At 60.4% G+C, this 21397-nt stretch carries 21 protein-coding genes; 4 read left to right on the top strand and 17 right to left on the bottom strand.

The window, feature by feature from the left end:
* Positions 1 to 47: 47 nt before the first annotated feature.
* Complete coding sequence (locus tag NL528_RS22025; RefSeq protein WP_309184745.1) at positions 48 to 572, top strand: hypothetical protein; 525 nt, start codon at positions 48 to 50, stop codon at positions 570 to 572.
* A 148-nt stretch (positions 573 to 720) separates the two neighbouring features.
* Here NL528_RS22025 and NL528_RS22020 read toward each other — a convergent pair.
* Positions 721 to 1853, bottom strand: a protein-coding gene (locus NL528_RS22020) for an IS3 family transposase (protein ID WP_143206051.1) whose coding sequence is annotated in 2 segments (ribosomal slippage) — positions 721 to 1598 and positions 1598 to 1853 — 1134 coding nt in all. Because the reading frame shifts where the segments join, the coding sequence is not laid out codon by codon here.
* Between the two features lie 119 nt (positions 1854 to 1972).
* Between NL528_RS22020 and NL528_RS22015 the strand changes: the two genes are divergently transcribed.
* Complete coding sequence (locus tag NL528_RS22015) at positions 1973 to 2248, top strand: hypothetical protein (RefSeq protein WP_309184744.1); 276 nt, start codon at positions 1973 to 1975, stop codon at positions 2246 to 2248.
* Positions 2249 to 2358: 110 nt separating this feature from the next.
* Here NL528_RS22015 and NL528_RS22010 read toward each other — a convergent pair.
* Together NL528_RS22010 and NL528_RS22005 are read right to left on the bottom strand one after the other, a co-directional pair.
* Positions 2359 to 3491 (bottom strand): IS3 family transposase gene (locus NL528_RS22010; RefSeq protein WP_143206051.1). Its coding sequence is split into 2 segments (ribosomal slippage): positions 2359 to 3236 and positions 3236 to 3491, totalling 1134 coding nucleotides; the frame shifts between segments, so codons are not numbered across the junction.
* Between the two features lie 399 nt (positions 3492 to 3890).
* Entirely contained in the window at positions 3891 to 4079 is a 189-nt protein-coding gene (locus NL528_RS22005) for a hypothetical protein (protein WP_309184743.1), read from the bottom strand.
* 499 nt (positions 4080 to 4578) lie between these two features.
* Between NL528_RS22005 and NL528_RS22000 the strand changes: the two genes are divergently transcribed.
* Both NL528_RS22000 and NL528_RS21995 read left to right on the top strand, forming a co-directional pair.
* Positions 4579 to 7098: an N-6 DNA methylase gene (locus NL528_RS22000; RefSeq protein WP_309184742.1), complete on the top strand. Its 2520-nt coding sequence runs from the start codon at positions 4579 to 4581 to the stop codon at positions 7096 to 7098.
* A 6-nt stretch (positions 7099 to 7104) separates the two neighbouring features.
* Positions 7105 to 7410, top strand: a complete 306-nt coding sequence (locus NL528_RS21995; protein WP_309184741.1) for a hypothetical protein — start codon at positions 7105 to 7107, stop codon at positions 7408 to 7410.
* 622 nt (positions 7411 to 8032) lie between these two features.
* Here NL528_RS21995 and NL528_RS21990 read toward each other — a convergent pair.
* The 14 genes from NL528_RS21990 to NL528_RS21925 form a co-directional block, all read right to left on the bottom strand.
* On the bottom strand, positions 8033 to 8419 hold the full coding sequence (locus NL528_RS21990; RefSeq protein ID WP_309177097.1) for a hypothetical protein: 387 nt from the start codon (positions 8417 to 8419) through the stop codon (positions 8033 to 8035).
* A gap of 270 nt (positions 8420 to 8689) precedes the next feature.
* Complete coding sequence (gene sodC, locus NL528_RS21985) at positions 8690 to 9223, bottom strand: superoxide dismutase [Cu-Zn] SodC (protein WP_309177098.1); 534 nt, start codon at positions 9221 to 9223, stop codon at positions 8690 to 8692.
* Between the two features lie 478 nt (positions 9224 to 9701).
* Positions 9702 to 10169, bottom strand: a complete 468-nt coding sequence (locus NL528_RS21980) for a hypothetical protein (RefSeq protein WP_309184740.1) — start codon at positions 10167 to 10169, stop codon at positions 9702 to 9704.
* A 44-nt stretch (positions 10170 to 10213) separates the two neighbouring features.
* Positions 10214 to 10981 (bottom strand): SDR family oxidoreductase, encoded by a 768-nt coding sequence (locus NL528_RS21975; protein ID WP_309184739.1) that lies wholly within the window; start codon positions 10979 to 10981, stop codon positions 10214 to 10216.
* Positions 10982 to 11045: 64 nt separating this feature from the next.
* Entirely contained in the window at positions 11046 to 11489 is a 444-nt protein-coding gene (locus NL528_RS21970) for a PaaI family thioesterase (RefSeq protein ID WP_309184738.1), read from the bottom strand.
* Positions 11490 to 11655: 166 nt separating this feature from the next.
* The gene (locus NL528_RS21965) at positions 11656 to 13422 is read right to left on the bottom strand and encodes an adenylate/guanylate cyclase domain-containing protein (protein WP_309184737.1); all 1767 of its coding nucleotides are present in this window, start codon (positions 13420 to 13422) and stop codon (positions 11656 to 11658) included.
* Positions 13423 to 13933: 511 nt separating this feature from the next.
* A complete protein-coding gene (locus tag NL528_RS21960) occupies positions 13934 to 15727 on the bottom strand; it encodes an adenylate/guanylate cyclase domain-containing protein (protein ID WP_309184736.1) in 1794 nt (597 codons plus the stop codon).
* A gap of 222 nt (positions 15728 to 15949) precedes the next feature.
* Complete coding sequence (locus tag NL528_RS21955; protein ID WP_309184735.1) at positions 15950 to 16366, bottom strand: hypothetical protein; 417 nt, start codon at positions 16364 to 16366, stop codon at positions 15950 to 15952.
* Between the two features lie 458 nt (positions 16367 to 16824).
* Positions 16825 to 17127, bottom strand: coding sequence for a hypothetical protein (locus NL528_RS21950; RefSeq protein ID WP_309184734.1), 303 nt, complete (start codon positions 17125 to 17127; stop codon positions 16825 to 16827).
* Positions 17117 to 17551, bottom strand: coding sequence for a hypothetical protein (locus NL528_RS21945; protein ID WP_309184733.1), 435 nt, complete (start codon positions 17549 to 17551; stop codon positions 17117 to 17119). The genes NL528_RS21950 and NL528_RS21945 overlap by 11 nt, the downstream gene beginning before the upstream one ends.
* Positions 17552 to 17613: 62 nt before the next feature.
* On the bottom strand, positions 17614 to 18315 hold the full coding sequence (locus tag NL528_RS21940) for a recombinase family protein (protein ID WP_309184732.1): 702 nt from the start codon (positions 18313 to 18315) through the stop codon (positions 17614 to 17616).
* Positions 18316 to 18407: 92 nt separating this feature from the next.
* Complete coding sequence (locus NL528_RS21935; RefSeq protein WP_309184731.1) at positions 18408 to 18710, bottom strand: hypothetical protein; 303 nt, start codon at positions 18708 to 18710, stop codon at positions 18408 to 18410.
* Positions 18700 to 19074, bottom strand: coding sequence for a hypothetical protein (locus NL528_RS21930; protein ID WP_309184730.1), 375 nt, complete (start codon positions 19072 to 19074; stop codon positions 18700 to 18702). Before NL528_RS21930 ends, NL528_RS21935 begins: the two co-directional genes overlap by 11 nt.
* Positions 19075 to 19390: 316 nt before the next feature.
* The gene (locus NL528_RS21925; RefSeq protein ID WP_309184729.1) at positions 19391 to 21391 is read right to left on the bottom strand and encodes an AAA family ATPase; all 2001 of its coding nucleotides are present in this window, start codon (positions 21389 to 21391) and stop codon (positions 19391 to 19393) included.
* Between the last annotated feature and the right edge of the window lie 6 nt (positions 21392 to 21397).

Raw genomic sequence — 21397 nt, 5'->3', positions numbered from 1 at the left:
GGATATCATACGAATTGTGAACCGCTGCAACCACAACGGTGAATGAAATGAGCGTTTTTAACTTCACAATTATCGCATCAGGAATGGATTACGAGGCTGACGACTTTGAAGATAGATTCTTTAAAGCGGGCTGCGATGACGCGACCATTTCAATCCAAAAAGGCGCTATCGTTCTTGAGTTCACCAGAGAGGGGCGCAATTTCGTGCATGCGCTTTTGTCTGCTGTAAAGGATGTACAAAGCGCTGGTGCCATCGTTGAACACATCGAGCCCGACTACTTGGTGAGCTTGTCTGACATCGCGGCACGCGCGAACATATCGCGCGCAGCAGTCTCTCTGTACGCTAAGGGAGAGCGAGCGGAAGATTTTCCCGCACCGGTCGCCAGAGTCACAACGGAGAGTCCGCTGTGGGATTGGGTGGCAGTAGCCCGATGGATGTTCAAACGCAGAACGATAGCCAGACGTGTCGTCGTCGAAGCCAAGATTGTTCGAGAGGCAAATCTCGCCCTCGTACAGCCGGACGGCTTTGAGGCAATCTTCGCCAAAAAATTCTATCAAGAACTAAGAGCATAGCTCTGAAAACCCGCCCTAACCCGGCGGGTTTTTCCTTGCCCGAAGCGGGCTCAATTCTCACCAAGTGATAAATCGCCGAGTGGCCTATGAGCTGGCCCCGGTTGTCTGAACAAAAATTCCGCGTCGATAAGTGGAGCCTCTGCCGAGGTTAGGCCGCCGCGCGGAGCGGCGGAAGATCGAAGTAGGCTTGATCCGGGGTCATGTCGTCAAGACTCGAATGAGGACGTCGGCCGTTGTAAAAGTCGAGATACCGGCCGATCGAATGTCGCGCCTCGCCGACGGTTTCGTAGGCTCGCAGATAGACCTCCTCGTATTTGACGCTGCGCCACAGCCGTTCGACGAACACATTGTCCCGCCAGGCCCCTTTGCCATCCATGCTGATGGCGATGCCATTGCTGGCGAGCAGGCCGGTGAACGCCGCGCCGGTGAACTGAGAGCCCTGATCGGTGTTGAAGATGTCCGGCTTGCCGTGGCGAGCCAAGGCATCTTCCAGGGTCTCGACGCAGAAGGCCGCCTCCATCGTGATCGACAGCCGCCACGACAGAACACGACGTGTCGCCCAGTCCAGCACCACGGCGAGATAGACGAAGCCGTGCGCCATCGGAATGTACGTGATGTCCATGGCCCAGACCTGGTTCGGCCGCCGGATCTCGATGCCGCGCAGCAGATACGGATAGATCTTGTGGCCGGGCTCGGGCTTGGTGGTGCGCGGACGGCGATAGAGCGCCTCTATCCCCATCCGCCGCATGAGCGTCTTCACATGCCGGCGGCCGATCTTGCACCCCTGCAAAGCCAGCAGGCCTCGCAACATACGCGAACCGGCGAAGGGATACTCCAGGTGCAGCCGATCGAGACGCTGCATGATCTCGAGGTCGGCTGAAGAGACTGGACGCGGCAGATAGTACACGCTGCCGCGACTGACCTTCAAAATCTCTGCCTGCTTGGTGATCGACAGATCGTGCTTACGGTCGATCATCGCTTTGCGCTCAGCAATCCCGCCTTGGTGAGCGCGCCTTCTAAAAAATCGTTCTCCAGCGTCAGCTCCCCGATCTTGGCATGCAGCGACTTCACATCGACCGCGGGCGTGGCCGGCGTCCCGCCCCCCGATCCGAAAATATCAGAGGCGCCGCCCTCAAGCTGTGATTTCCAGGCCGTAATCTGATTGGGGTGAACGTCGAAATGCTCCGCCAGCTGGGCTATCGTCCGATCGCCCTTGATGGCGGCCAGAGCCACCTTCGCCTTGAAGGCCGGTGAGTGGTTCCGCCGGGGTCGTCTGCTCATGGTCTCTCCTGTTCACGGCAATTATCGCCGCTGTCAGGCAGAAATTCCACTTATCGTTCTGTCCAGATTTCCGCGACCGGCTCTCTATTTCGGCCAGCACTTAACTGGAGATTCGCAATATGATACCGAAACGCTGGGCACTGGCTTTGCTTCCGGTCACCACCTTCGTCTTGGGCGGCTGGACTCATGGCATAGCCACCACCACTACAATCTTCAAAGGTTCGAATTGGCACCAAATCATAGACCAGGTGCCCTGCAATGACGTGTCAAAGTCAGGGGACGGATTTCAGATCAGCGGCACCGTCATGATCGGGGAAACCTCACACCAAGACCCGGTCATTACCGACCAAGGCCAAGTCAACCTGCTGGAGAAAAAGTGCTTCCCTAAGCACTAATCTTTCTGACCGATTTGGCGGTCCTTTCTTTTGCGCCGCCTCAGTTGGCTGAGCTGGCCCCGGTTGTCTGAACAAAAATTCCGCGTCGATAAGTGGAGCCTCTGCCGAGGTTAGGCCGCCGCGCGGAGCGGCGGAAGATCGAAGTAGGCTTGATCCGGGGTCATGTCGTCAAGACTCGAATGAGGACGTCGGCCGTTGTAAAAGTCGAGATACCGGCCGATCGAATGTCGCGCCTCGCCGACGGTTTCGTAGGCTCGCAGATAGACCTCCTCGTATTTGACGCTGCGCCACAGCCGTTCGACGAACACATTGTCCCGCCAGGCCCCTTTGCCATCCATGCTGATGGCGATGCCATTGCTGGCGAGCAGGCCGGTGAACGCCGCGCCGGTGAACTGAGAGCCCTGATCGGTGTTGAAGATGTCCGGCTTGCCGTGGCGAGCCAAGGCATCTTCCAGGGTCTCGACGCAGAAGGCCGCCTCCATCGTGATCGACAGCCGCCACGACAGAACACGACGTGTCGCCCAGTCCAGCACCACGGCGAGATAGACGAAGCCGTGCGCCATCGGAATGTACGTGATGTCCATGGCCCAGACCTGGTTCGGCCGCCGGATCTCGATGCCGCGCAGCAGATACGGATAGATCTTGTGGCCGGGCTCGGGCTTGGTGGTGCGCGGACGGCGATAGAGCGCCTCTATCCCCATCCGCCGCATGAGCGTCTTCACATGCCGGCGGCCGATCTTGCACCCCTGCAAAGCCAGCAGGCCTCGCAACATACGCGAACCGGCGAAGGGATACTCCAGGTGCAGCCGATCGAGACGCTGCATGATCTCGAGGTCGGCTGAAGAGACTGGACGCGGCAGATAGTACACGCTGCCGCGACTGACCTTCAAAATCTCTGCCTGCTTGGTGATCGACAGATCGTGCTTACGGTCGATCATCGCTTTGCGCTCAGCAATCCCGCCTTGGTGAGCGCGCCTTCTAAAAAATCGTTCTCCAGCGTCAGCTCCCCGATCTTGGCATGCAGCGACTTCACATCGACCGCGGGCGTGGCCGGCGTCCCGCCCCCCGATCCGAAAATATCAGAGGCGCCGCCCTCAAGCTGTGATTTCCAGGCCGTAATCTGATTGGGGTGAACGTCGAAATGCTCCGCCAGCTGGGCTATCGTCCGATCGCCCTTGATGGCGGCCAGAGCCACCTTCGCCTTGAAGGCCGGTGAGTGGTTCCGCCGGGGTCGTCTGCTCATGGTCTCTCCTGTTCACGGCAATTATCGCCGCTGTCAGGCAGAAATTCCACTTATCGTTCTGTCCAGATTTCCGCGACCGGCTCTGGCGGCCTCTTTCAAACGCGACCGTGCCGGTCTGGCCTCCTTAACTTGTTGGACACCATTGCTAGCGACGCTGCGATATTTGGGGGCCTCGTAAGCTGCGCGTCAGTTTCCTGTAAGGTGCAAGGCACATACACCCCTGCGCACCTATTCTCAGTGGGGCGCACCAAGAGAGAAACCTCGCCGGGGGCTGCCCCCTCTGGCGGGGTTTTTTCTAATTGGCCGCCAATCGCCACCGCGCCCGTCTTGCCTCGCCGACGATCTGGACGCCTTTCCCCTCATGGTTCTTGAGGCTGTGCTGGATGCCCTGAGCGCCAGTCAGGGCATGGTGAAGCTGTAGCGCTTCACCGAGACGACCCCGGCATGGTTCCGGACCTCCGCCACCGCCGCCGTCGATCCTGGCGTGATCGGCTCCAACTCGCCATCCTTGCGGCGGATAAACCGCTCGACAACAGCGCCGGCCAGGATGCGCTCGCCCTCGCCGGCCTCGGTGAGGTCGTAGCCCAACCGAAGACGCCGTCCCTGCAAAGAATACCGGCCGCGTAATAGAACACCGCGCGCGACACCTCCCTTTGAAAAATGGGTCCCGATTTGGCGAACGACTGTTGGACTAAATCGGAGGCTCCGCCCTATTAGCCCTCCCTCCGGTATGCACCGGACCCAGTTCTGAAATCGGGGCGTGGCGTTCCGGGATCATGCTGGCAGCCGATCAAGAACGCGCAGCGGACCATTCGCCGTCGCCGCGCGCTGTCGGGATGCCGCGAGCGTTGAGGCTGGCGTAATGGCCTGCAGCGACGTTGCCAGCCGCCTGCAGCTCCGCTACCGGCGGTGCGATATCAGCCGCCCTCGCCGCCGCGCGCTGCTGGCGGGCCGCAGCGCGGACTGTATGCGCATCTTCACGGTTGGCTTGACGCCACGGTTATTGGCGTTCACCGAAGACTTGAGTAGGGTCTTGATTCCCTTCGTCGATTAGCGCTTCCGCTCACCCCCCAATCTCAGAGTTTTGATGCTAACCTCCGATACCAAACGCCGTATTGATGCGTGCCGGGATGTCCTCGTTGGTAAACTCCCGCAGCCGTCCAATCAGGTCGAACTCATCACCATCGCACTCATCTACAAATTCATGGACGACCTCGACGACGAGTCCGTGAATCTCGGTGGCAAGCGCTCCTTCTTTATCGGCCCGCTGACGGACTACCGCTGGCGTGCCTTGATGCCGCAGACTGTTTCCGCCGATGAGCGGATGAACCGCTTTGCCCGTGGCATCGAGCTGCTCGGCGGAGCGGATATGGAAGTAAATGGCAAGCGGGTCGCTCCCGGCGCGCATTTGCCAGTCCTCTTTCGCGACATCTTCCGAAACGCTTTCTTGAAGTTTCGCGACGGCCGCATCCTCACCATGTTCCTTACCGAAGTGAACGGGTTTGCCTATTCGCACAGCGAGGAACTTGGCAACGCCTTTGAATATCTTCTCCAAGTCTCCGGCGCGCAGGGCGAGAACGGCCAGTTCCGTACTCCGCGCCACATCATCGATTTTATGGTCGCCTGCCTCGACCCACAACCCGACGACAAAATTCTCGACCCCGCGTGCGGCACAGGCGGCTTCCTCGTCTCCGCTTACCGGCACATCCTCGGGCACCACACCTCGCCCGGCTCGACCATTCCGGGCGACCGGCTCACGCACGCTCAGCGCCAGAAAGTTTACGGCAATCTGACCGGCTATGACGTTGACGATCAGATGGTGAAGCTGAGCAAGGTGAACCTCTTCCTCCACGACTTTCCCGATCCCGCCATCCACATCTACGATACTCTCACGAACGACGCGCGGTGGAACGAGAAGGCCGATCTCATTCTCGCGAATCCGCCCTTCATGACCCCGAAAGGTGGCGTCACCCCCCATACAAAATTCCGCATCGCCGCAAAGAAGGCCGAGGTGCTGTTCACCGACTATATCGCCGAGCACCTCACCAGCGACGGACGCGGCGGCGTCATCGTGCCCAACGGCATCGTGGCCACCACGCAGAACGCCTATATTAAATTGCGCCGCTTCCTCGTCGAGGATTCGCTCGTCGCCGTCGTCTCGCTTCCGGCGGGCGTGTTCAAGCCTTACTCCGGCGTCAAGACCAGCATTCTGCTGCTCAATAAGAAACTCGCGCGGCAGACCAAGGAAATCCTCTTCCTCAAAATCAACGCAGACGGCTTCGACCTCGGCGACAAACGAAACCCCATTGAGGCTAATGACCTGCCGGAAGCGGAGCGCGTGGCGAAGGCCTGGTTCAATGGGAAACTGAACGATGACTTCGACAGTCCGTTAGTGTGGAGGTTAGTTGAGAAAACGGAATTGTTGTCGAACCGCTCAGTGAATATCTCAGCTGATCCGACAAACAGTAATGTCGCCACCTCAAGTTTTCCAGTTGTCCGCTTGGATGAGATTACTGAGGTAGTCATGGGGCAGAGCCCACCCGGCGACACTTACAACGAGAAAGGTGAAGGCACCCCCTTGATCAATGGTCCGGTTGAATTTGGTCCATATCCTTTTTCCAAGACGATAGTCCGACAGCACACGACTGCTCCGACAAAACTCTGCGAAGAAGGCGACCTCATTCTTTGTGTTCGCGGAGCTACTGCAGGCCGGATGAATATCGCGGGCTTTCGCGCCTGCATCGGCCGGGGTGTCGCTGCAATCCGCGCCAAAGAACGAAAACAACAGGCATGGGTGAACCAGATGATTCGAGCTAAGCGCGATGAAATTCTCGCGCTCGGCACAGGTTCGACGTTTCCCAACGTCTCACGCGAATTGATTGCGAGTCTCGAAATCCCGCTGCCGCCGCTGGAGGAGCAACAGCGAATCGTGGCGGAGATCGATGGCTACCAGCAGGTCCTCGACGGCGCTCGCCAGATTCTTGCGAGCTACATTCCCCGCGTCGTTGTTTCGTCCGATTGGACGACGATTGAGGTCGGCGAAGTCGCTGAGTTCAAGAACGGTGTCAACTACTCCAAGGAAAGCGCTGGCAAAGGTATCAAGGTTCTCGGAGTCCGCCATTTCCAGAGCCACGTCGTCGCGCCGCTCGACGATCTGGACGAAATCACTCCTGACGGAATATTGAGTGAAGGCCACGTCCTCGAAGACGGCGATTTGATCTTTGTCCGGTCCAACGGAAGCAAGGAACTCGTGGGACGCTGCCTGTTGGTTCAACCTAACGGTATCCGCGTGACCCACTCGGCTTTCACAATTCGGATGCGGCTTGACCGAAACCGGTGCGAGCCAAAATTCTACGCATTCCTGCTCCGGCTTTCGGAATTCCGCGCTCAAATGATGGGCGGTGGCGCGAACATCAATAACCTGAGTCAGGACATTCTCAAGGCCATCGAAATCCCCCTGCCTCCCTTGGAGGAGCAACGCCGAATCGTGGCGGAGTTGGACGCGGAGGCGGCGCAGATGGAGGCGGTGCGTTCGCTGCTCCCCCACTTCGAGGCCAAAATCCAACGTGTCCTCGGCCGCGTCTGGGGCAACGGCCAACTGGAGTAATCAACGATGCCCTCCGAAGCCCAGGCCCGCATCACCATCAACAAGCTTTTGGAAGAAGCGGGCTGGCGCTTCTACCCGGATGCGCAAGGGCGGCTAGCGAACATCATCTGCGAACATCGCGTAACAGGGCAGGCGTTTCCCCCCGGCCAGGACTTGGGTCGGGACTTCGAGCAAGTACCGCAGGGTTTCGTGGACTACGTCCTTCAGAACACGGACCAGCGCCCTGTAGCCGTCGTCGAAGCTAAGCGCGAGAGTATCGACCCGTTACCCACAGCCGCGAACTGCGTACGGTTTTTGTTGCCTTCGTGTTAGACCCACGGAGCCGAGCCTTGCTTGAGGAAGGCAACTTTGCTGAATTGAGCGCTCGCGACCGAACTCTTTTCGGTTCACTCTCGAAGCTGCCAATTGACGAACGGACGTCATTGATGGGCTATTTGCAGTCTCAGGTCCCGCTCAAAGAATTCGAACTGGCTGGGTGAAGGGCCGAGGAGACCCCGGTCGTCTCAGCCACATCGTACATTCGGTCGTCAGTCCTGTTCATTGAGCGGGGCTCGTTCCACTCGTCCGCCTTGGCGAGACAAGCCGCCGCTATCTCGCGCCTGACCTCTTCGTCCTCGCCCGCGCGGCGCTGGAAGGCGCGGTCCGCAATGCCGACGACCTAATCAGCCTCGCCGATCAGCCCCGGCGGACTTGCGCAGCATAGTGATTCATGGTTTCGCGAACGCCGACACCTTCGCCGGCATTGCCGGCGCGATGTCCGGTTCACCCCGGTAATCCGACATCATCAGCGCGGCCGGCTATGTCCGAGATGTGCCAACAACAGACATGGCGAACCAAATCAACCAAAGAAAAAGCCGCCCGAAGGCGGCTCAAACCTGATGATCAAAGATTAGGCGACCATCAATCCTTGCAGACGAAAGGACGATATTGAATTTTAGCGCGACGATAGCTGAGGTGATCGCGCCATCACGAAATAGGCAGAGCCCGCCGCTCCGAAGAGATAGATTAAAGCAGCAACCCATCCCATTGAATTCAGCGTACCTGCCGTGGTCCCCATGACAACTACAATCAACCCAACTGTGTTGCCGATAATGGTAGGTATAAACACGCCGCGCATGGACTCCGATGAGCCGTCCCGGGCGAACCAGAAAATGAGGCCCAATCCCACCAGCGCTGCACCAAATAGTCGCGCCATAAGCACGGTTGAAGCCGAAGTTGCCATTCCATAGCTGGCGGCTACCTGTTCTGGAGCTAGTACAAAACCGACACCATGCACCAGGGCAAGAACAGCAATAATTGTGAAAAATGTTTTGATCGTCATAGCAGATACCCCCTTCCACCGCCGAAAGCGAAATGCTGACCGGCATCGCTAACAGATCGGAACCATTCCGATTATGCAAGAAACGTCATCTGTACGAACGAACTTACCCGACGGCTGTTGCACCGCACCCCAAAGTGCGGTTTCACATGTAGCATATCGGGCGGCCGGGACTGAGGACCAACTTCCGAAAAGTGCTATTTCCGGACTCATGCACCGCAGCAACGGATTATTTGATGATCTCGTTGGCCAGCGCGAGCAGCATTAGCAGTTCTACTTGGCAACGCCGCAAGCGATGCGCGCGCCGCCACCACCCAAGGGCGCTGGCTGGTCGGAGTAATTATCGCCGCCCGCGTGGATCATAATCGAGCGCCCCTTGACGTCGGCCACAATGAGGTGCGGCACTACCACGGCCTCCGTGGCCTTGCCGCTAGCATCGACGGTTAGCACGGGCATGTCGCCCTTGTGGCCCTCGCCATACGGTCCGAGGTGTTTGCCAGTGTCGGCTGGGTCATAATGGCCACCCGCCGCCATGCCGGCCGCTGGCTGGCCATTCGGTCCAGGGCCCGGGCCACAATTCGGATTAACGTGGGCATGGAATCCATGGTCGCCCGGCGGTAGACCGACCAGCCGTGGCGTGATCTGCAACCCTGTTTGGGTATCGGACAAAACAAGCGTGCCAATCTCCTTGCCGTCGCCGTTGGCATCGATTGCGTTCATGGTGATCGTCTCGCTAGCGGCATAAGCAGCGCTCGCACCAGTTACTATGGTCGCGGCAGCCAGCGTCACAACGTTGGATGATCTCATCTGAGCCTCCCATTTCGGGATCGAGTATCGTAGCGAGTTAAATTAGCACACTGAAAGTGGCCGAGTGTGGTTCGAGCGGAGGAAGCACAGTCCCGCTGATGTCGCATAGGGGTCAGACTCGGACCTCCCGGCCCCGAAACACAACTTCCGCTGCGCCCCCCGGAAGCGGACATCGCGGAAGAACCCGGATCGCGGTCCTCTTCTGCCAGCGCGCCCTGGATTGCGCCTTCGCCAACATCGACGCCGGCATCGCCGCCTGGTGACGCCAAGGTCGGCGAAGGTCACGGCGTGATTGTCCGAGGCTCGGACCATCGTGCTCACTCCAACGCTTGGCACCTCGCCCCGCTCCTGCTCGGCATATATCGCATCTGCCATCCGCATCTCGGCGCGGTCGATGATCGGCAGGCAGTTCTATTACGAGAACTGCGCCTTGGCCGCGCGGGCGGGCGGGCATCGCGGCCGGAACGTCGCCTGTGCGTTATTCCGACGGCTCCGGTGCCGAAGTGCGGCGAACGGTCAAAGCGATCAGCGGGCTCGGCAGAGGCTCAAGGAAAAAATAAAATAAGGGAAGTGCGCGGAGAACCGAACGGAAAAATAACCGCGCAAAAATGCGGGTCCCTTTGGACGAGCGGGGATCAATATTTCTCGACCCCGGCATCGAGTAGATCGGCAGCACCCACCCACGGCTCCCCTCTGGCGGGAGCGGTCGACCTTGTGGTGTGGTGTCAGGGGTGACGCCCGCGATCGTGATCCCGAGCGCTCGTGCGACCGCCTCGGCAGAACGCATCATTGCCAGATCGATCGGGGTGTCCGAACCGAATAGCACCCCCACCCGGCGCATATTTGCTGCGGTCTCCTTGAGCACGCTGAGCCACTTGCGGCCCATATCCGGTTCGAAAGACCAAAAGCCCGTGAGGTTGCCGCCCGGCCGCGCGAGGTTTGTCACAAGGCCGCTGTCGATGGGCTTGTGCGAGGCGTCGTCTGCCGGCTTCAGAACATGTACTGGCCGCCGTTCAGATGGATGGCCTGCCCGTTGACGAAGCTACCTGTGGTGCAGAGATAGACGCATGCATAGGCGATATCGTCTACATGGCCGATTCTGCGCACCGGGATTGCGTTCCTTGTCGCCTCGACGTTCCTCCCTGGATACTGACTCCAGTCGCGTTCAGTATCGATCGCACCGGGCACGACCGTATTTGCCGTGATGCCGAACGGTCCGAGCTCGCGCCCGAGCGCCTTCGAGAAGCCGTGCATCCCTGCCTTTGCAGCGATGTTGTAGGCGCGATTGACGATATGACCTGTGAAACCGTCGAACCCGGACACGTGGATTACTCGGCCCCACATCCGGTCCCTCATCGCCGGGATCAAGTGATGCGCGAGATAGAAGCAGGATGAGAGGTTGGTCCGGATTGCCCAGTCCCAATCCTCGATGCTGATCGACTCGAACGGCTTGAGCAATCGCCGCCCGACATTCGAGACGGCAATGTCCACCGGCCCGAAGGCCGCATTGGCTTCCGCGACGAGACGCCCGACATCCTTCGGGTCCGAGACATCGGCCATGATGCCGACGGCGCGCCCGCCGGCTTCCCGAATCTCGGAAACAGTGCGCTCGACATTCTCGCGTGACGTATGGCCGTTGACCACAACGGCCGCGCCTGCCTCCGCGAGCCGGCGCGCAATGGCTGCGCCAATGTTCTGTCCCGATCCGGTAACGATCGCGACGCGTCCGTCGAGGTTTGTCTCGTGCATGGCAGGCATCAGCGCGCTCCTTTATTGGGGTTGGATCTACGCTACAGTATGCGGCGGGGCGAAATCGTTGAGGCTAAGGCCGCCCACCCGAGGCAGGCGTTTGGTCAATTTGACGCACCACGCGGAACGTCGCATTGGCGCGCGCTATGACGACATCGTCGGCTTTGACAAGACATTGCGCAAAGCAGATCGTGCTGCCGGTCTTGATCACGTCCGGCTCGACGGCGAGCCATTGGCCGACCTGCGCGCTGCCGATGAAATCCACCGTGAGCCCGATTGTCACCATATACGTCCCGCCCAATTGATGCCCGCAGCTATAACCCATCGCGTTGTCGGCGAGCGTCGCAATCAGCCCGCCGTGAATTAGCCCGTGGGCATTGGTATGCGGCTTGGCCAACCGCAACCCCACGATCACGGCTTTGTCCGTCCGCTTTGAATACAATGGCTCCCAAGGATCGGTGAGCGGGCTCCGCCGGAAGTGGCGCTCGAAACCATCGGGGATAACAGTGTTGTTCATGCGCGGGCGCTAATGTCCGAGTTGGGTCAAAATGCGAAATACTCAACCAGAGCAGATGTTTTCCGGTCTTCCACCGGAAGCGGACATTCATCGTGGCGGTCGGCATGTCTCAAACGTGCCAGAAGCGGTCATTCCGGTTATCCCGCCTTCGGCAGCGTGCCCGGGCTCATTCGGGTAACCCCGCTTTCCGAAGGCCCTCAATCAATAGCTTCACGTGTGATTGTCTGCGCCGACCCATCCTCGCGGCTATTGTGAAGGCGGGATCGACCTGAAGCAGACGAGCCGCCGCCTCACGCGCCTCCGCGTCACGTCCGAGATGGGCAAAAGCCGACGCGAGACAGGAGTAAGCTCCCACATAGGAGGGGCTTTGACGTTGGGTTTTCTTCCCTACGACGATGGCCTCGTCAAAACGCCGAAGCTCAATAAAGGCACGCCCCATCCCATCAAGCGAGAGGTATAGCAGCGGGTCAACCGGGCTGACGCGAATGGCACGTTCAAAGCTCCTGACTGCTTCCTCGGGCAACCCCGCGATTTCATAAACCCAGCCTCGACTGTTCCATGCGATGTATGAATTTGGGTTGAGCGCGACCGCCCGGTCAGCCATTTCGATTTCACTTTCACTATCGCCGACCATGAACGCCGAGATGACGGCAGCCCATGCCAACGTGTCAGGATCACTATCGTCGATGCTCAAGGCCAAGCGAAGAAGCCGAATTGCTTCCTTGCGCTCGAATTGAGGATCGTCAGCATAGCCGCGCACGACGTTATTCATATGACTGACGCCTGCCCAAGCCGCAACAAGGCCGAACCGAGGGTCCAACTCCAAGGCGCGATGCGCCAGCCTTATCGTCTCGGCCAAACCTTCGCGGGTCGCTAGGTAAAACTGCTGGATGGCGCGGAGAAAAAAATCATAGGCGGTGAGGTTCTCCGGTCGCCGCCGCGTCGCCATTTCGATTTCTGTTTGAAGCAGCTTTGGCTGAATGGCCGAGACAACGGCGACCGTCACCTCGTCCTGAAGAGCGAAAACATCTGTCAGGTCGCGCTCGAACCTGTCCGCCCAGATGTGCGCTCCGGTCGCGGCATCAATCAACTGCCCGGTGATGCGGACTTTCCCCGAGGCCTTACGCACAGACCCTTCAAGGACATAACGCACGCCAAGCCTACGTCCGACCTCTTTGATATCGACGGCTTTGCCTTTGAACGTAAAGCTCGAATTGCGAGCGATTACGAACAACGATTTGAACCGCGAGAGCGCAGTGATGATCTCCTCAACCATGCCGTCCGCAAAATACTCCTGCTCGGGGTCACCGCTCATGTTCTCGAACGGCAGCACGGCGATGGACGGCTTGTCCGGCAAGGCCAGCTGTGGTTCCGAAGACCGAGATGCCACGTCGCCACGGCTGGAATTGAGCAGCAGCCGGTAAACATGCACGGGTCGGGCGATGTTCTTGAGGGCTTGCTCGCCAAGATCCTCGAACTCAAAGGCGATCTTGCCGCGTGCGTGATTGAGGACGGTCTGCGATATGGAAATGCCACCGGGCTCGGCTAGCCCCTCCAATCGCGCCGCTATGTTGACCCCGTCGCCATAGAGGTCGCGCCCCTCAACAATCACATCGCCTAGGTTGATCCCAATGCGGAACTCTATGCGTTTCTCTGGAGGGATATCGGCATTGCGTTCGCGCATGCCCTGCTGGACCTCGAGCGAGCAGGATATCGCATCCACGACGCTCGGAAACTCAATGAGGATGCCATCACCCGTCGTTTTCACGACGCGACCGCGATACTGCTTGTTCTTGGGGTCGATCAGCTCTCGGCGATATTCCTTGAGGCGCGCGAGCGTGCCGGCCTCGTCCGCCCCCATCAGCCTGCTATACCCGGCAATATCGGCGGCGAGTATGGCAGCGAGCTTGCGCTTGATCTGATCCGAAGCCATCCGGGTTTCCCTCCCGCGCGGGATACCCTCTGCGGATCACCGCAGGTAGCAGAAATAGTATCACGTCCAGCCCACCTTTGGCTGGAAAGTTCAGCGGCCTTGCTCCGGCGGGCGGCCCCCCCAACCGAACGCCGAAAGTTCAAAAGAAGACAGGAAGACACTTCAGCTCGAAACTTACCGAGTGTCGGCAATGGGTCTTGGCTGTGTGAAAACGCGACGGCACGCAAATTGCGGAGAAAAGCACTCCTTCTGACGCCGCTTTTGAAACTACGAAGAGCATACTGAGCTCCAGTGCCGCGTGATCTGAGAAGTAGATTCTCCAGCGTTCGCAAGATTTCACGTTTTCAAACAGCCAGGGTCATTTTCAGACTTCGAGCCGTGTCCCAGCCAAGTCCGTTGATCCCTCAACAGCGGACATGGGGCGACTGCATCGGCATGTCAGCTTTGTGCCAATGAAGCGGAAGTCGCACTCCCACGCTGTCGCCGCGTGTGGGCACCTTGGCTGTGATGGTCATTCGGGCAGTCCGGCTTGCCGCAGTCCTTCCTCGTATCGCGAGAGGTTGGCATGTCCATAAGGGCCCAGCACGTCTTTGAGATTGGAAACACGCAGCGCCGGATTCAGTTGCCGCAACCGGGCCACCGCCTTATGGGCTTGCTCAAGCCGGCCGGCCATTGCATTGCTTGCGGCGGCCATACGTAATCCAGGTTGAAAATCCGGATTGTCCTGCAATGCCATTGCCGCCCACGATGCCGCTTCGTCATAGCGGCCCAGGAAGAAATGGGCATGCGCGGTCCCGCTCTGCATTGCTGAAGCCCACGGATCAAGTGGGCTTAGGCGCATGGCACGTGCGAAGCGCTCGATCGCCAGTTTCGGCTCGCCGAGCCAATTTTTCACCCAGCCGCCGCAAAACCACGCCTCGGCCAAGTTGGAATTGAGCACCAGCGCGCGATCGATTAAGGCCGCGCCTCCCTCGAGATCGCGAACAACAAACGCCAGCGCCCAGCCGCTCGTGGCCAGCGCCATCGCATCATCTTTTCCCAATTCAACCGCGCGCTGAGCGAGCCTCGTCACTTCGGCAATCTCGTTCCCTGTGACTGAAATCCAGCCCTCGCTTTTGGCCCAGGGGTAGCAATAGGCGGCACGGCCGTAGGCGGACGCAAAATCTGGATCGAGCTCGATCGCACTGTAGAAGAGGCGCAACGCCTCTTCGTTCGCTTGCCGGTTACCAAAACTCTGATAAAGCTTGGCCAACCCGCGCAAATAGAGGGCATAGGCGTCAAGGCTCTCGGTCGGCTTGCGCTTGGCACGCTCGATCTCGGCTTTTTCCACCGCCGGCGCGATCGCCCCGACAACGCTCTCAGTCACCTGGTCCTGCAAATCGAAGATGTCGCCGAGCCCACCATCAAACCTGTCTGCCCAAAGATGTGCCCCCGTGGCGCTGTCGACGAGCTGTCCCGTGATGCGCACCCGGTTGGCCGACTTACGGACGCTCCCTTCCAACACGTAGCGCACCCCGAGCTCGCGCCCTACCTGCTTTACGTCGACGGCGCGCCCCTTGTATGTGAAGCTCGAGTTCCGGGCGATGACGAACAGCGCCTTAAACCGGCATAGCGCCGTGGTGATGTCCTCCACGATCCCGTCGGCAAAATATTCCTGCTCTGGATCGCCGCTCATGTTCTGGAAGGGCAGTACCGCAATGGAAGGTTTGTCGGGTAGTGCTAGAGCTTGGATGGGCTTGGTCGGCAGCGTTATCGACGCTGCCGCAGAAGCGCCAGCGTTGATCCTCACGCGCCACGCGCGCATCGGCTCGGTAATATTCTTCAGGTTCTGCGGGCCCATATCTTCAAAGGCGATATCTACCTTGCCCCGAATTTGCCGGTAGGTGTCGTCTGAAATGCAGATACCGCCGGGCTCCGCGATGCCTTCGAGACGCACCGCAATATTAACCCCGTCACCAAAGATATCGTTCTCTTCGGTAATAATATCACCAACGTGAATGCCGATGCGGAGCTCGATCCGCTTGTCCTGCGGCACATCGGTATTTTTTTCTGCCACGCCGCGTTGGATTTCGTCGGCACATCGTACGGCGTCGACCACGCTGGCGAACTCAACGAGAGCGCCGTCCCCGGTATTCTTGACGATGCGTCCGCGATGATCAGTGATCTTGGGATCGAAAAGCTTCTTTCGAAGAGCTTTCAGTTGCGCCAGCGTGCCTTCTTCGTCGATCCCGATCAAGCGGCAGGAGCCCGCGACATCCGCCGCCAGAATAGCCGCCAATCGCCGCTCTACGTGCTCGCTGCTCATGACGCATCCCCCTCGGCTTGGGGAAACTGAATGCTTATATAACAGAATTGTGGGCTGATGTCCGGCTATGCCCATGTCCGAAACGGGTCAAACTCAGAAGTCCGGGTGCTCAACCCGGAGGTCGGCTTCACCCTCAATAACGGACACCATCGGCCACTATGAGGTCCGAAAGCCACCGCGCGCAGCTAAGGAAACCCACCGATGCGTTGGGCCGCCTCGCCGCTATCGATCCGCCACGGGATCGTGCCCGCTCACCAGCGGCGCGCTGGCCGCGTCTGCTGGAGTATTTGATCCGCTCTTTCGGGTCGTAGCAGTTCTTCTAGGCTGGGTCGGCTTCTTCTTGCTCAACGTCGACCGCTTGAGCTTGCCCGTGATGTCGTCCGCGATCTTCAAGGCCTTCTCGTCATCCTGATGGATCGCGATCCATTCGACCCAGCCGACAGCCCAGTGCAATTCGCGAACGACAACGACGGTCTCGGTCTCGCCGCCGAGCGCCTTGAGCATGCATTCGAAGTTGCTGCGCTCCAATGCGTCGCTGTCGCGCGATTGGCCGACGCCGGAGGAATAGTAAGCCGGCCAGACCGCGCCGAAGTAATTCGCAGGCATGGTCCAGCGCCGCAGGTGTTTTGGTTGGGTCATTGAACCTCCCAGGACCCCGGCGATGGGTCCCTCTGCGAAAAAATTCCCCGGAAAAAATTGGGACCTCCCACATTTCTGGCACGGAAAACCGCGCCAGAAAATGGGTCCCTTTGCGGAGAGATCGGATCAATATAATCAACGGCGCGGTCGAGAAGCCTGGGCGCGCCGGGGATAGGCTCCCCCTGTCAGATTGGCTACGCCGAGCCCAGCGGGCAATCAGCCCTGCAGGCGAGCAAGCACGTGCTGGACCTGCCCCCGCAGACCATCGGCCGCCGCGCGCTGTCTCGATGCCGCGATCAGTCCGGCTGCATTGCCTCGCACTGACGTCACACCGCTCGGCTCCTCCCACGGGAGCAGAACTATTGAACTAACAGGTTGAAACTCTGGTGATAAATGTTTTCGGACTTCGGCGATACCAACAGGGATACCAACAAAGTTTGGTCTGAGCCGCCTGCCCCTCAGAGCGGCGGGAGGTTCTTGCGACGCCCGGCGATCTGCTTCAGCCTGTCGCTCACCGCGCGATAGCCCAGCTTCCCCAAGATGGCCGCAGCATGCCGCACGGCGTCGGGACCGAGATCGGCACCACGAGCTGCCAGCTCGACCACATCGTCCTCGGGTATGCCCTCCGCCCTGGCCCAGGCGATGAGGTAGCCCAAGACAGCCTCGATCGACGCCAACGGCTGCAGTTCGTCGGAAACTGGATACTGCTCCTCCTCCAGCACCCGCAGGCGCTCAAGATCGGCGGAGATGTCAATTGCCATGCTCGATCACCTTTGGCGGGATGGTTCGCAGCGGCCGACGCAGGCGCGGCGGCTCAACTGAATTGCCGAGCAGCGAAAGCGCGTGCTGGAAGGTTTCAGCAAAGCTGGCGGCGTTCGGGCCGATGGACAAATTGACGTCTTTTGGCATCAGCGACGCTACCACCTTGAGCAGGACTTCGGGCTGATCGCGCGCGACGCGATCCAATGCATCGCGGCCATGCAGCTCCCAGCAGTTTTTGAGATCGGCGACAAAACTTTCAGAGAGGGCATTACGAGAACCAACCTTTCGGCCCGGTCCCGGTTTCCCGCCAGTTAGAAATCGGCCCTTGGTGTCGCAAATTAAATCGACGGCTGGCCGAGCAGTCCGGGGTGCCCCGGCAGACGGCTCCCCTGGGGGCGGAGCGGTCGAGGCGAGGTGGCGCATGGGCGCATGGTGCGCAGCGTCGCGCTACTTCTCGGCGGCGATGGTCGGCGGCGGCGTCACCATCATGCGAGCATCTGCTTGATGGACGACGCCGAGAACGGCTTGCCGCGCTTTCCGACGTGGCCTTGGTTTGCCAGCTCGGCCGCGATCTCCCGCAGTGATCTGTCTGGCCGACGCGGCGCGCCGCGCAGTCGCTTGGCCTCGGCGACCAGCTCCGGGTTCTTCTCGGCCCATGTCTTGCGGCCCTCGACCTTGACCGTCTTGCCCGGCTGCTCCGCCTGCATCTTAGCGCGCTTGCGATCCCGCGCGCCTTTCAGCTTCGCGACCAAGCGCGCCTTCTCGTACTGGTGAAACGCTCCGGCGATCTGCCGCATCATGGTCCGCGACGGATCGGAATCGTCGCACAAGTCGTCGCCTGATGCGGTCAGCACGCGAACGCCGCGAGCGATCAACGCAATGATGCCCAGCTCCTGCGTCACCAGTTGGCGAGCGAGGCGGCTGGCATCTTCGACTATGACGGTTCGGACGCCGTTGCCCTCGATGCGATCCAGCAATGCAGAGAAGCCCGGCCGTGCGTCGATGGGGTCAGCGCCGGATACTGCGGCATCGTTGAACTCGCCTACCAGGGCGAAGCCTGCGCGCTTGGCGAAGCCCTCGATCGCGGCGCGCTGGCGCTTGTCGGAGTCCTTGTCGGTGCCGATATTGGCGGCCGACGATGTCCTGATATAGGCGACCGCCTCGACCTGTTTTCCCTTGCGGGCCATAGGCTTGCCCCTGTTTTGTACAAATCTCCTGAGAAAACTGTACAGCAGGAGCCGGCAAAGGGCAATGGAAGCGTCGCGATTATTCCCCGATTTCAGGCCAATGGCCGGAGATCATGCTTTCGCCTGCCCGCGATCTCGCGCAGCCGGTCGGCGACCTTGGCATAGCCCAACCTCCCCAGGATGGCCCCAGCATGCCGCGCGGCGGCGGGACCGAGATCGGCAGCACGAGCTGTCAGCTCGATCACTTCGTCCTCGGCTATGCCCTCCGCCCTGGCCCAGGTGGCGAGGTAGGCGAGAACTTGCGGGATCGACGTCAACGGCCATAGCGTGTCGGTTTCCGGCACCGTGGCCTCCAGCGCTTTCAGAGTCTCAAGATCACCGGCATCAATTGCCATGCTCGATCACCTTTGGCGCGATGGTTCGCAGTGGCCGACGCAGGCGCGGCGGCTCAACGGAATTGCCGAGCAGCGAAAGCGCATGCTGGAAAGTTTCAGCAAAGCTGGCGGCGTTCGGGCCGATGGACAAGTTGACGTCTTTTGGCATCAACGACGCCACGATCCGGCAGAACTGCGCGGGCTCCTGTTCGGCGCATTGTCGCAGCGCGGAGATGCCCATCTCGCTCCAGACGTCGCGCAGATCGCTGATAAACTGCTCGCCGAGCTTACCCCGGCTGCCGGGCTTGCGTCCGCCCCCGTTATTGCCCGCCAGGAAACGGCCTGTTCGGCCATCGCGATCTGCTTGCGTCGTGATCTCGCTCATGCACCGCACTGTAGCTGATCGGCGCGATGTCGAGAAGATGCGGCTCGTGCCGGGTGGTCTTCTTCGTCGTCGTCGTCGTGGAGAAGATAACATTACTGTCTAGGGCATCATCAGCGCCGTGTCCCGGCGGCGTAGCCGTGAGCCGTCGCTCACAGAAAGGAGTTTTGTGCTGCTCCACCTGGCGTGTTTTCAGGTGGAGCAAGGGTGGAGCAGGTGGAGCTGCGATCTGCTCCACCTCCACCCCCCTATATGGGGGTGGAGGGTGGAGCGGAGCACGGTTCCCCAAAAACCCGGAGTGGAGCATCAAGTGGAGCAACTAGCTCTCCTTGACCTCGATAAACATGCGAGGTCTGCGCGCTTCATCGAGCCCCTCGACCTTGATCAGCGAACCTGCGCCGAACCAGACCTTGAGCATGCCAAGGATACGCGACCGGTCTTTTTTGTTGTCGGCGTTGAGGCCCAGCGCCTTGGCGACCGCATAGCCCACCCATGCCTCGGCCTGGCTGCTCTCGCGCCATTTGCCTGCGCGGATCACGACGGCGACCTTATCGAAGTCGGCGGCGGTCATCCCGGCCATTGCATCGGGCCATTTCCAGACCCTGACGACGCCGACCAGGTCGCTCTCACCGGGCGGGCCATTGCAGAGATCGACGCTTTCGAGCTTGAACCAGTCTGAGTTGTCGGCGGGCGGCACCAGCGTGGCCTTGTCGCTATAGGTGCGGAAGTAGAGCCGGTGGTTGGCGACACCGGCTTTCTCGCCATCCACTTCGCTCATGCGGTTGACGACGCGGACGTTCCGCAAGGCATCGGCAAGCGCGCTGCCGCCGCGCGAGCTGTCGACCGTGATCTCGGCCTCACCCTTGCGGGCATGATGCACCAGCTCGACGGCACAGTTGCCGCGCTCGGCAACGCGGCCCCACTCTTTTGCGATCATGTCCATCGCATTGTTGTCGTTCTCGGTGACCTGGTGACAGGAGACAAACGGGTCGATGACGACGACGTCGATCTTGTTCTTGATGATCTCGGCGATGAGGCTGTCGACGACCGGCCGGACGATGACGGCCTTGTCGCGCGTCGTGGTCGCGATCACGAGCGGCGTCTCGCGGGCGCAGTTGACATAGAGCCGGTCGCCGATGTCGTCCGGCGTGAGCCCGTAGAACTTGGCTGTCGCCTGGATGTGGCGTTCGGTTTCCTCGCGCGTGTCTTCGAGGTTCCAGAGCCAAACCCGCAACGGCCTCGGCGGCATGATCCCGAGCAGGGGCTTACCTGACACCATCGCCATGATCTCGGCGATCTCCAGCGACGACTTGCCGATGCCACCCGGTGCGACGGTGCCGGTGACGTACTTCCGTACCAGGCGGCGACCGTAGAGCCACTGCCGGGACGCGAGGCTCTCCGCAGCCTTCCAGGCGTAGGGCATCGCGACAACGGGTTCGGACGGCGACGCCTCAATGCCGGACGGTCCATCGTCCCGCGCGCCCTGGTAGCCGAGCCAGTCGGCGACCCTGTCCGCGATCTTGTCGCCGAACAGGTCCTTCAGTGCGGGGTAGCCCCGCGTCTTATCGCCCTTCTGGTAGGCGACCACCGAGTCTGCTGCGGCCCTGATGCGGTCGTGAGGCTCCTCGTCGTTCGCCGCGCGGGCGACAAACTCGGTGTAGTGCTTGACCAAGGCGAGCTTGAAGCCGCAGCGCGCCAGGAAGCCGCCGACCGTGAGCGCAGCATCGTGACGGGACCCATGACCGCCGGGCTGCTTCTTCGGCCAGTACCGCGCCAGCAGACAGAGCGCCGCCGTAACCTTTGCGCGATGCACGAGGTCATCATCGACCAGGGCGGGCTCACCGCTCTCCTCCCAGGTGATCGGCTCGCCGCTCTCGTGAACCGATCCAGGAAAGACCGTCTGCGCGCCCTTGTCGCCGCCGCCGACGCGGACCTCCAGCAGCATGCCATCGGTGGTCGGGTCCTTGAGCTGCAGGGTCGCCTTGTCGACCGTCGTCGCCAGTGTCGGATGATAATAGAGCCGATGCGATGCGCGCGCCGATGCCCGGCCGAAGATCGCCTTTGTTGGCGGCAACACCGCAGGTGCAATCACGATGGCCTCGTCGCAATCGAGATCGACATCGGTCAGGCCGTGTGAGCTGGGGCCGAGCACGACGCCGATGTTCATCTGCTTGCCGTCGAAGTATCTCTCGACGTCAGCCCTCGTCGCGATGCGGCGATGCTGCCAGCCAACGTCGACCGGCCGCTTCTGCTTGAACGGCAGCGGCACCGGGTTCCAGCCCTTCGCAACATAGCCGGTGGCGACATCGAGCGCGGTCATGACAAT

This window comes from Bradyrhizobium sp. Ash2021, assembly GCF_031202265.1.
Lineage (GTDB): Bacteria > Pseudomonadota > Alphaproteobacteria > Rhizobiales > Xanthobacteraceae > Bradyrhizobium.
This window is presented reverse-complemented; position numbering and strand designations above follow the sequence as displayed.